This is a genomic window from Actinomadura sp. GC306 (assembly GCF_004348665.1).
GTDB lineage: Bacteria > Actinomycetota > Actinomycetes > Streptosporangiales > Streptosporangiaceae > Spirillospora.
In genome coordinates this window covers 1-10,867 of record NZ_SMKM01000231.1, presented here as the reverse complement: position 1 = coordinate 10,867, position 10,867 = coordinate 1, and the positions used below count along the sequence as shown (strand labels likewise).

General features: G+C 71.1%; 12 protein-coding genes and 1 pseudogene. 3 read left to right on the top strand and 10 right to left on the bottom strand.

Features of this window, described 5'->3' with window-relative positions:
- From E1200_RS25640 to E1200_RS25620, 5 genes and pseudogenes are all read right to left on the bottom strand, one after another.
- Positions 1-579: pseudogene (locus E1200_RS25640) on the bottom strand (hypothetical protein); the annotation flags it as partial.
- A 77-nt stretch (positions 580-656) separates the two neighbouring features.
- On the bottom strand, positions 657-1,031 hold the full coding sequence (locus E1200_RS25635; protein WP_131954635.1) for an SEL1-like repeat protein: 375 nt from the start codon (positions 1,029-1,031) through the stop codon (positions 657-659).
- 163 nt (positions 1,032-1,194) lie between these two features.
- Positions 1,195-1,620, bottom strand: coding sequence for a DUF6292 family protein (locus tag E1200_RS25630; protein WP_131954634.1), 426 nt, complete (start codon positions 1,618-1,620; stop codon positions 1,195-1,197).
- A 195-nt stretch (positions 1,621-1,815) separates the two neighbouring features.
- On the bottom strand, positions 1,816-2,151 hold the full coding sequence (locus tag E1200_RS25625; RefSeq protein WP_131954633.1) for a hypothetical protein: 336 nt from the start codon (positions 2,149-2,151) through the stop codon (positions 1,816-1,818).
- 46 nt (positions 2,152-2,197) lie between these two features.
- Positions 2,198-2,401, bottom strand: coding sequence for a hypothetical protein (locus E1200_RS25620; RefSeq protein ID WP_131954632.1), 204 nt, complete (start codon positions 2,399-2,401; stop codon positions 2,198-2,200).
- A gap of 249 nt (positions 2,402-2,650) precedes the next feature.
- Here E1200_RS25620 and E1200_RS25615 point away from each other — a divergent pair, with 249 nt between their 5' ends.
- Complete coding sequence (locus E1200_RS25615) at positions 2,651-3,538, top strand: GntR family transcriptional regulator (RefSeq protein WP_131954631.1); 888 nt, start codon at positions 2,651-2,653, stop codon at positions 3,536-3,538.
- 136 nt (positions 3,539-3,674) lie between these two features.
- Entirely contained in the window at positions 3,675-4,283 is a 609-nt protein-coding gene (locus E1200_RS25610; protein WP_131954630.1) for a GNAT family N-acetyltransferase, read from the top strand.
- Between the two features lie 33 nt (positions 4,284-4,316).
- Here E1200_RS25610 and E1200_RS25605 read toward each other — a convergent pair whose 3' ends face one another.
- Complete coding sequence (locus tag E1200_RS25605) at positions 4,317-4,562, bottom strand: hypothetical protein (RefSeq protein ID WP_131954629.1); 246 nt, start codon at positions 4,560-4,562, stop codon at positions 4,317-4,319.
- 382 nt (positions 4,563-4,944) lie between these two features.
- On the opposite strand from E1200_RS25605, the gene E1200_RS25600 reads away from it, so the two are divergent.
- Complete coding sequence (locus tag E1200_RS25600; protein ID WP_131954628.1) at positions 4,945-6,270, top strand: cyclic nucleotide-binding domain-containing protein; 1,326 nt, start codon at positions 4,945-4,947, stop codon at positions 6,268-6,270.
- A gap of 6 nt (positions 6,271-6,276) precedes the next feature.
- On the opposite strand, the gene E1200_RS25595 is transcribed toward E1200_RS25600, so the two are convergent.
- The 4 genes from E1200_RS25595 to E1200_RS25580 form a co-directional block, all read right to left on the bottom strand.
- Positions 6,277-6,558, bottom strand: coding sequence for a GNAT family N-acetyltransferase (locus E1200_RS25595; RefSeq protein WP_131954627.1), 282 nt, complete (start codon positions 6,556-6,558; stop codon positions 6,277-6,279).
- Positions 6,559-6,594: 36 nt separating this feature from the next.
- A complete protein-coding gene (cimA, locus tag E1200_RS25590) occupies positions 6,595-8,172 on the bottom strand; it encodes a citramalate synthase (protein WP_131954626.1) in 1,578 nt (525 codons plus the stop codon).
- 243 nt (positions 8,173-8,415) lie between these two features.
- Entirely contained in the window at positions 8,416-9,519 is a 1,104-nt protein-coding gene (locus tag E1200_RS25585) for a branched-chain amino acid aminotransferase (RefSeq protein WP_131954625.1), read from the bottom strand.
- Positions 9,520-9,689: 170 nt separating this feature from the next.
- Positions 9,690-10,745, bottom strand: coding sequence for a 3-isopropylmalate dehydrogenase (locus tag E1200_RS25580; protein ID WP_131954624.1), 1,056 nt, complete (start codon positions 10,743-10,745; stop codon positions 9,690-9,692).
- Between the last annotated feature and the right edge of the window lie 122 nt (positions 10,746-10,867).

Genomic DNA, 10,867 nt, shown 5'->3' with positions numbered 1-10,867 from the left:
GCCCGGCGGGACGGGGCCGGGCGTCTCCGCTTCGGCGGCGAACTGTTCGGTCCACGGTCCTTCCTGCACGGCGGGCTGCACGGCGGGCTGCCCACCGGTCTGCGCTGCGGCGGCGGGCGGCGCCTGCTCCTCCAGCGCCGCGGCCTCCTTCTCGGCCGCGGGCTCGGTCGCGGGCTCGGTCGCGGGCTCCGCAGCGGGCTCCGGAGCGGGCATCGCGAACACGGCCGCCTCGGGTGCGGACCGGACGGACGGCAGGGGCACGTCCGTGACGGTGTCAGAGCTCTTCGGCGCGTCGGTGGCGGTGTCCGAAGCCGCCTGGCCGTCCGTGACGGTCACCGGCTCCTCGTCGTCCAGGCCGGGGATCAGGGAGTCCTGGAAGGTCACGTCCGGGCCGTCCTGGGGATCGTCCTGCGGGACGTCCTGGAGCGTCGCCCCGGAGAGGTCGTCCACGGGACGGTCGACGAAGGTCGCCTCGGGGCCCGCCGCCGCGGCCCCGGGCTCGGCGGCCCGGCCGCGGACGCGGAACTCGGCGGTCGTCTTGTGGTCCGGGGGAACGTACCCGGGCTCCTCGCCGCTCACTCGTCACCCTCCCGTCGTGGATCTCATGGAGTCCGACGACGGGCGCGGCGGTTCGGTTCGGATGTGCCGCGAAGCGGTCAGCCGGCGGGGGTGGGCTCCAGGCCGCGGCGGGCCGCCTGGCGGAGCTGCCGGTTGAGCGTGTCGGTGATGAGCTCGATCGCGTCCGGGGTGGTGGCGTTCTGGGCGCCGCTGAGCCAGCGGGTGGCCTCGGCCAGCAGGTCCTCGGTGGAGACGGGGTCATCGGCGCCCGCGTCCGCCCGCCGCCCGAGGACGGCGCCGAGCCGCAGCGCGGCGGCGGGGCGGCCGGACTCGGCGGCGCGCCGGTACCAGTCCGCGGCCTGCTTCAGATCGCCCTCGCGCTCGTACATCTCGCCCAGGCCGAAGGCCACGTCCGCCCAGGTGCCGTCCGTCGGACGCCCAAGATCCTCGGGGCTCCAGCGTCGGACAGGCATACGATCACTCCGGTGGTTCGGGTCGGTGAACGACGGCGCGCGGAAGGCTCGCACGCGCCGTGCGGAACCATCGTGGCCGTTCCACCCGAAATCCGCCACCGCTTTCGCCATGTTTGGCGAAATTCCTCCGCAAGCATTCCGTTACCGGCGCAAAGACCCCCGTTCAGTCGAACGACCGGTTCCCGTCGTCCGCGTAGCGGGCGAGCCGGTCCTCGAAGCCGTCGTGGCCTGCGGCGAAGGAGCGCAGCGGGGCCGGCGGCCCCCCGGCGGCTCCGCTTACCAGGAGCGCCGGGACGGCGAAGGGGTCGGGCAGGACCCCGCCGCCGAGCCGGACAGGATCGCGCAGGACCGTCCGGACACCGGGCTCACCGGAGACGTACTCACCGAGGACGAATCCCTCGGACTCGTTCCAGACGAGGGCCTCAAGTCCGAGGACGAAGGTCGCGTCCCGCGGGTTCGAGGGGTCGAGCCATACCTTCGTCAGCGGCGTCCCTCGTTGCTGAAGCGCGTCACCTACACGGGTGATGTATCCGCGGGTGGCTTCGACGAAGGGGTCCGGGTGAGGCAGGGGGCGAATACGGCCGGTCACTGATCATCCCTCTCTCTTCCGTCTCCTAGAAGTATGAGGGAAAAGATCCGTTATGTCCCGTTTCTGGGGGGAGAAACATTCCTGAAGGCAGCACGAACAGCCCCCTTCACCTCAGTCCTCCCTTCACTACCCCTGTCACCGGATGGGAGACCGGACGATGCCGCCTGCGGGGGCTCCGCCGCCCCCGCGAGGCCGTCAGTACGCCGCCGGGGCTACGGCCTGGCGAGGCCGCGGCCGGATGCGCGGACCGGGAGGCGCCACGGAGACCAGCCGGGGGACGAGGACCGCGGCGAACCCCGCCGCCGAGCAGGCCACCGCCAGCCCGGCCGGCACCCCCGCGCGCCGTCCCACCTCGGCCGTGACGACCATGACGGCGAGTCCGGTGACGGCGACGTGCACGCCTCCGGGCCGCGTTTCCCGCACGCGAGGCTCGGGAACCGGCGTCAGCACCAGCAGCGCGTCCGCGCACGCGCTGGGCTCCTCCCACATGCCCGGCGCGCACGGCGCCGGCTCTGCCCGACTCTCTTCCACGTCGAACTCTCCTTAGGTCAGCGGCCCGCCCCGCGGCGACCGGAGATCATGGGGCGTGCGGGCCCGACCGTGCTTCGCGGCCCGCCACCACGACGTTCACCAGCGGCGCGATGCGGTTGAGGGACGGCCGGGGCCGCGCCTCCCGGCTGGCGAACGTCAGGTTCCTCGTGCGCACGCCCATGAGCAGGACGTGCGAGACGAAGACGAGGAACAGCGTGGTGGGGACGAGGATCCACAGGGCGACCAGCATGGTTGCTCCCTCCTCCGACTGGTTCGGCATATCACTTACATCAGAAAGTTCCTACTGCTAGTGTTGTCCGAGTTCTTCGCTAGTTGACTTGTACCAACAAGTGTCTCACCAAAGGTGTTACCCTTTTTCGAGGTTGCAAACACGTTGGGCGGGAACTACTTGTTTAGATCATGTAGTCCGGTTCGATGTACGTCCCTCGTCGGCGGCGAGGGCACGACCCCGTGAGCAGGCAGGAAAGGGAGCGGACCCATGGCCCGTACGACGCCTCGCCGCTGGCGCGACATCGCGACCGACCTGCTCCAGCGCATCGAGGCCGGTGACCTCTCGCCCGGGGACGGCGCGTCCGTCCGGCGGCGCCTCCCGCCCGAGAAGGAGCTGGAGTCCTACTACGGCGCGTCCCGCAACACCGTCCGGGACGCCCTGGCCTGGCTGCAGCAGCAGGGGTTCGTCGTCTCGGAGCAGGGCAAGGGGACGTTCGTCGTCCACCGGCCCGACATCGTCCACGTGACGCTCTCGGCGGCCGAGCTGGGGCTGGCGCCGGGCAACAGGTCGGACCAGTGGTACAACCGGGACGCCTTCATCCCCGCGAACCGCGAGGTGACGGTGTCCCCGGTGAAGGTGGAGGTCCAGGAGGGCACGAAGGTCATCGCCCGGTACCTCCAGTCGGACCCCGGTGCGGAGTTCGTCTCCCGCCACCAGGAGCTGTTCCTGGAGGAGCGCCCCTGGGCCCTGCAGACCTCGTTCTATCCGCTCAGCTTCGCCACCGAGGGCGCGTCCCGGCTGCTCTACCCCCGGGACATCCCCGAGGGCGCGGTCGCCTACCTCGGCGAGACGCTCGGCTACAGCGAGGTCGGCTTCCACGACGAGATCAGGGCCCGCATCCCGGACGAGAACGAGAAGCGGTTCTTCAACCTCGGCGACTCCGCCGCCGACGTCGTCTTCGAGACCGTCCGGACGGCGTACTCCCCCGACGGCAAGGCGTTCCGGCTCACCGTGACGGTATGGCCCGCCGACCGTACACGGCTGCACTACAACAACGGGAAGGTCCCGGACGACGTCCTCCGGGCGCCCGGCCTGGGCCCCTCCCCCGAAGCTCCGCGCGAATCCCCGCCGGCCGGCGACGCCGGAAGCGGATAGGCCGCCGCCGCCCGACCGCGGCGGAGGCCACCCAACCATTCCAGATACGCCCCCCTTCCCGACCGTGTGGGAGCCCGAGGCACTCTCATGACCGGCCGGGAGGCGGGGGCTCGGCTTTTCCCGGAGTCAGGAGCACGTGGACACAGAACAAGGGGCCCGCCAGCGCCGCCGGGCCGCCCGCATCGGCTACCGCATCCGTCTCGCCCGGCCCGACGAACTCGATGACGTCCTCGGGCTCATCGACCACGCGGCCGACTGGCTGCGGAAGAAGAAGCACACCACGCAGTGGGACCGGCCGTGGCCCAGCGAGGAGGGCCGCCGGAACCGCGTCGACAAGGCCCTGCGGAAGGGCGAGACGTGGCTCCTGTTCGACCGGGAGCGCCTGATCGGCACCGTCAGCATCAAGGTGAGCGGCCACAAGGAGCTCTGGACGGCGCAGGAACGCGCGACCGAGGCCGTCTACCTGCACCGCCTCATCGTCCATCGCGACTACACCGGTCTCGGCCTGGGGGCGGAGCTGATCGAGTGGGCCGGGCGCAAAGGAGCCGAACGGCGGCCGGCCGCCGAGCTGATCCGGATCGACGTCTGGACCGACAACACCGAGCTCCACGACTACTACCGCCGCCAGGGCTTCTGGGACGTCGCAGTCCGCACCACCAGCGACGACACGCCCTCGGGCGCCCTCTTCGAGCGGCCGCTGCGCCCGCACCTGCCGAGCACGGTCACCCGGATCAGCGAACGGTGACGCCGCTGCGCGGCGCCCGGCCGGCGTCGCGGGTCAGACGAAGCGGACGAGCATGAGCTCGCTGTCGGGCGTCTCGCGCCAGTAGACCGCGCCGGGTTCGCGCGACATGTTCTCGACCTCGTTCGCGATGATCAGCGCGCGGTTGATGCAGTCGGTCTTGTTGTAGCCGGTCAGTTCCTGGAGCCGCTGCAGGGACTGCACGGCCTTGCCGGTGAGGTTGACCGTCACGCGCTCGCTCTGCGGGATCGCCTCGGCGCGGTGCGGTTCGTCGGCGTCCATGGTTCCACCCGAGTTGTCGGAGGCTGCTCGAGAGTTCGTCATGAGCGCGTACTCCAATCGGGGGCGGGGGCCGGTCCGGCGGGAGCGCCGGGGCCGCCGCCGGGTGAGGCGAGCATACAGCCTTCCGTCAGCAAACCCATGCCCCTGATGCAGGGTGCACGTTAGTAGTTCCCCCGCCGTTTGCCCCGAAAACCTCCGCTATCCCTGGTTCGCTGGACTGTCGCCATCAGGGTAGCTCAGAGTCACCTGATTTCATACATCAAATGTATGGTCTTCATATGACTGACGGCGTAGTCTCAGCGTTGGGAGAACTGGGGACCCGACGAACGCCGGGAGAGCGGCGTACACTACGCCGCACCTTCCCGGGGGAAGGACTTGATTCGTGAGCACCGACCGTTCCGCGGCGCGGCTGTGGAGGCAGGCGACCTCCCACGGCGGCACCGGCCTGCTGAACGCGAAGGTCACGACCCCCGTGACGCTCCTCGCCGCCCTGCTCGGCTACGCGCTGGACGGCTCGCAGGGCGCCATGGTCGTCGGCGGCCTGACCTTCGTCTCACTTCCCGCGGTGACCATGACGAACGCGCTCGTCCAGTACATGCGGGCCGGGTCGCTGCGGGAGCCGGGCGGCCCGCCGCCCGCTCCCCCGCCCGCCGTCACCGGCCGGCTCCAGCCGGCCGAGCGCCTCCCCCTGCCCGGCCGCTCCTACGACGAGACGACGTTCTGGGGTGCGCTGAGCCCGGACGAGCGGCAGGCGCTCCACGCCGTCGCGCACCCCCACACCTACGGCAGGGAGGACGTGCTCTGCCGCGAGGGCGGGCCCGCCGGCGAGGTCATCGTGATCCTGGCCGGCTGGACGCGGGTGTCGGTCGCGGACGGCCCCGACCAGCGGATCGTCGCGTTCCGCGGCGCGGGCGAGCTGGTCGGCGAGCGGGCCGCGCTGATGGTCAAGGACCGGTCCGCCACGGTCACCGCTGAAGGCGACGTGCAGGTGCTCCGCGTCGGCGGCCGGGACTTCGCGGCCTTCCTGGACGGGAACCCGCGCGTCCGCGGCGTCCTGGAGCACCAGGTCTACCGGCGGCAGACCGAGCGGCCCGCGCGCGGCGCGCTGCCCGAGTGGTCGGGAGGCAACTGCACGGTCCTGATCACCGACATCACCGGGTTCAGCTCGCCCGCGCGCACCGACGCCGACCGCAGGGACGTGCTGGCGACCATGTACCGGCTCCTGGACGAGGCGTTCGCCGCCTCGGGCCTCGTCCTCTCCGACCTCTACCAGGAGGACCGCGGCGACGGCGCCCTCATCGTCATCCCGCCGACCACGCCGACCGAGGCCGTCGTCGACCCGATGCTCGCGCACCTGGCCGCCGCGCTGCGCCGGCACAACCGCCGCGCCGCCGAGGCCACCCGGATGCAGCTGCGGGCCGCGCTGCACGTCGGTCCCGTGCAGCGCGGCCCGAGGGGCGTCTCCGGCATCTCGATCATCACCACGCGCCGGATGGTGGACGCGCCCGCGGTGAAGAAGCGCGTGGCCGAGACCGGCGCCGACCTCGCCTTCGTCGTCTCCGACTTCGTGTTCGAGAACGTGATCACGTCCGCGCCCGGGTTCGTCGACCCGAGCCGCTACGCGCGCGTGCGCATCCGGCTGAAGGAGACGTCGCTGTCGGCGTGGTTGACGCTCGAAGGCGGAGAGTCGCAGCTCAGGGCCGTCTGACCGCGGTCAGGCGGCCACCATGTCCCGGTAGTCGGGGTGCTTGTCGATCCACCCCGCGATGAACGGGCACACCGGGACGACCGAGAGGTTCTTCTCCCGGAGGTCGTCCAGGACGCCGCGGGCGAGCGAACCGCCCACGCCCTTGCCCTTGAACGCGGGATCGACCTCGGTGTGGTCGAGGGAGACCTTGCCATCGCGTTTCCGGTAGGTGACGAACCCGGCGAGTTCCCCGTCCAGCCTGATCTCGTAGCGGCTCTGTTCGGCGTTGTCGCTGATCTCGGTGCTCATGGTGTCGTTAATGCCCGCGGCGCCGGTTTGATTCCTTCAGCCCGCCTCGTGTCCCGCGCGGAGCAGGCAGTAGGTGACGGCCTCCTCAAGGGCCTGCCACGACGCGGCGATGACGTTGTCCTCCACGCCGACCGTGCCCCACTCGCGCTCGCCGTCGCCGGACTCGATGAGCACCCTGGTGCGGGCGTCGGTGCCGTGCGCGCCCTCCAGGATGCGGACCTTGTAGTCGACGAGTTCCAGCCGCGCCAGCTCCGGGTAGAGCCGGCCGAGCGCGATCCGCAGCGCGTTGTCGAGCGCGTTGACCGGACCGTTGCCCTCGCCGGTGGCGATGATCCGCTCGCCCTTGGCGTGCAGCTTGACGGTCGCCTCGCTGATCATCGACCCGTCGGGCCGGCGCTCCACGATCGACCGCCACGACTCGACCTCGAAGTGCCGCTGCCGGACGCCGGTCAGCTCCTCGCGCAGCAGCAGCTCGAAGGACGCGTCCGCCGCCTCGAAGCTGTAGCCGGCGTTCTCCAGGTCCTTGACCTTGCCGACGACGGCCTTCGCCTTCTCGCCGGACAGGTCGTAGCCCAGCTCGCGGCCCTTCAGCTCCACCGACGCCCGCCCGGCCATGCTGGACACCAGCATGCGCATGTCGTTACCGACGGCGGCCGGGTCGATGTGCTGGTACAGGTCCGGGTCGACCTTGATCGCGGAGGCGTGCAGGCCGGCCTTGTGGGCGAACGCCGACAGCCCCACGTACGGCTGCTGCGAGGCCGGCGCGATGTTGGTGACCTCGGACACGGCGTGCGCGATGCGGGTCATCTCGCCGAGCTGCGCGTCGCTGACGAGGTCCATGCCCCGCTTGAGCTGCAGGTTCCCGACGACCGTGAACAGGTTGGCGTTGCCGCTGCGCTCCCCGTACCCGTTCGCGCAGCCCTGCACGTGGGTGGCGCCGGCCTTGACGGCGGCGAGGGAGTTGGCCACCGCGCAGCCCGAGTCGTCGTGGCAGTGGATGCCGACGCGGACCCCGGCGGAGACGACGTCGTGGACGACCTCGGCCAGCTCGTCCGGCAGCATGCCGCCGTTGGTGTCGCACAGCGCGACGACGTCGGCGCCAGCCTCCGCGGCGGTGCGGACGGCCTCCAGCGCGTACGCGCGGTTGGCCTTGTAGCCGTCGAAGAAGTGCTCGGCGTCCAGGAAGACCCGTTGGCCCTCCGCACGCAGGTGGGAGACCGTGTCGCGGATCATCGCGAGGTTCTCCGCCAGCGTCGTGCGGAGGGCCAGCTCGACGTGCCTGTCGTGACTCTTGGCGACCAGGGTCACGACGGGCGCGCCGGATTCGCGCAGCGCGGCCACCTGCGGGTCGTCGGCGGCCTTCACACCGGCCCGGCGGGTCGCGCCGAACGCGGTGAGCTGCGCGTGCTTCAGGTCGAGCTCGGTCTGAGCCCGCCTGAAGAACTCGGTGTCCCGGGGGTTGGCGCCGGGCCAGCCGCCCTCGATGAAGCCGACGCCCAAGTCGTCCAGGTGCCGCGCGATGGCGAGCTTGTCGGGCACGGAGAGGTTGAGCCCCTCCTGCTGTGCGCCGTCGCGCAGGGTGGTGTCGTAGACATGGAACGCGTCGCCTTGCATGGTCGGGCCCCCAAGGGAGTGATCAGCGCCAGGGCACAAAAAAGACCCCTCACGGACGTGAGAGGTCTGCGCGCCGGCGTCGTCCAGTTAGCTGCTGCCGGCGCGCCAGCCGATAATCACGAGGCTGTGGCGCATGATGCCGCCCAGTCTGCCACACGGGTCCCGATGCTCGGGCCGACCGTCCGGATGCTGAGACGGCCGATCCCCGGCGCGCGTGGCGCCGGGGCTGCGCGAACTCCGGGATCAGACGATCTTGTGGACCCAGCCGTACGGGTCGGGACGGGTGCCGTACTGGATGCCGACCAGTTCGCCGCGGAGCCGCATCGACACCTCGCCGGGCTCGCCGTCGCCGATCGTCCACTCGCGGTCGGCGCCCTTCACCCGGCCGACCGGGCTGATGATCGCGGCGGTGCCGCAGCCGAACACCTCGGTGATCTCGCCGGACTCGCAGCCGGACTGCCACTCCTCGATGCTGATCTTGCCTTCCTCGGCGGGGATGCCGAGGTCGGGCGCCAGCTTGAGCATGGAGTCGCGGGTGACGCCGGCGAGCAGCGTCCCGGTGAGCGCGGGGGTGAGGATGCGCGCCTGCGCGCCCGACCCGTAGACGAACATGAGGTTCATCGAGCCGACCTCCTCGACCCAGCGGTGCTCCACCGCGTCGAGCCAGACGACCTGGTCGCAGCCCTGCGCGACGGCCTCGGCCTGCCCGGCGAACGAGGCCGCGTAGTTGCCGCCGAACTTCGCCTCGCCGGTGCCGCCCTGCGCCGCGCGGGTGTAGTTCTGCGACAGCCACACCGAGACCGGCTTGATCCCGCGCGGGTAGTACAGCCCGGACGGGGACGCGATGACGGCGAACAGGAACTCGTCCGCGGGGCTGTTGACGCCGAGCGCGCGGGTGGTCGCGAACATGAACGGCCGCAGGTAGAGGCTGTGGCCCTCGGTGTCGGGGACCCAGTCCTTGTCGGTGCGGACGAGGAGCTCGATCGCGTCCACGAACAGCTGCTCGGGGATCTCGGGCATCGCCATCCGGTGCGCGGAGCGGTTCATCCGGGCCGCGTTCATGTACGGCCGGAAGGTGACGATCGACCCGTCCGGCTGCTTGTACGCCTTGAGGCCCTCGAAGAGCTCCTGCGCGTAGTGGAACACCTGGCTGGCCGGGTCCATGGGGATCGGCCCGTACGGTTCGAGCCGCGCGTCGTGCCAGCCCCGGTCCGCCGAGTACCGGATGGTGACCATGTGGTCGGTGAAGTGCCGCCCGAAGCCGGGATCGGCCAGGACGCGCTCGCGTTCGGCGGCGCTCGCGGGCCGCTCGTTGCGCGTGATCTCGAAGTCCAGGGTGGTGCTCATCGCGGTTCGTCCTCTCGCGGATCGCCGGGGCGGCCCCTTCGCCGCTTCGGCTTCCTTAGTCCCTATTGTCGTACTTCGTCTAGTCCCACTCCTCATCTGCGCGGCGCGCACGAAAAACCGGGCGCGCCGCGTGGCACGCCCGGAGTGCTCGTTCCGGCGGAGGCGTGCCCCTAGCCGGTTACTCGCTTGGCGATCGCGTCGCCGATCTGGGCGGTGGAGCGGGCACCGAGGCCCGCCCGCTCGGCCAGGTCGTCGGACACGGCCTGCTCGACGCGGCGGGCCGCGTCCCCCGCGCCGATGTGGTCGAGCAGCATGGCGACGGACAGGATCGTGGCGGTCGGGTCGGCCTTGCCCTGCCCGGCGATGTCGGGCGCGCTGCCGTGCACCGGCTCGAACATCGACGGCGCGGTGCGGTCGGGGTTGACGTTGCCGGACGCGGCGAGCCCGATCCCCCCGGCGATGGCCGCGCCGATGTCGGTGATGATGTCGCCGAACAGGTTGTCGGTGACGACCGTGTCGAACCGCTGCGGCTGGTTCACGAAGAACATCGTCGCCGCGTCCACGTGCACGTAGTCGGTGGCGACCTGCGGGTACTCCTCGCCGACGCGCTTGAGGACGCGCTGGTAGAGGTCACCGGCGAAGGTGAGAACGTTGTCCTTGTGCACGAGGGTCAGCTTCTTGCGCGGCCGGGACGCGGCCACCTCGAACGCGTACCGGACGACCCGCTCCACCCCGAACGCCGTGTTCACGCTCTCCTGCGTGGCGACCTCGTGCGGCGTGCCCTTGCGGAGCACACCGCCGACGCCCGTGTAGGGGCCCTCGGTGCCCTCCCGGACGACGACCATGTCGATGTCGTCCGTCCTCACACCCGCCAGCGGCGTCGTGACGCCCGGGAAGAGCTTCACCGGCCGCAGGTTGACGTAGTGGTCCAGCTCGAACCGCGTCCGCAGCAGCAGCCCGCGCTCCAGGACACCGCTCGGCACGCTCGGGTCGCCGACGGCGCCCAGCAGGATGACCTCCTGCTCGCGCAGCTCGCCGAGGACCGCGTCGGGCAGCGTCTCGCCCGTCCGGTGCCACCGGGCGGCGCCCAGGTCGTAGGAGGTCTGCTCGAACGCCAGGCCACTGGACGGGGCGACGGCCTCAAGGACCTTGAGCCCTTCGGCGACGACCTCGGGACCGATGCCGTCACCCGGGATGACGGCCAGGCGAATGCTGCGGGAAGCCATGCGCGCACTCTACTGCAAACGTCTCACTGCTTGGGCCCTCATCTCAAATCCCGGGACGAGAGCCCGCAATCCCCGCACATGCCCCCACCTGGGACGCGGTAGTAGAGACAGCAGTTGGACCG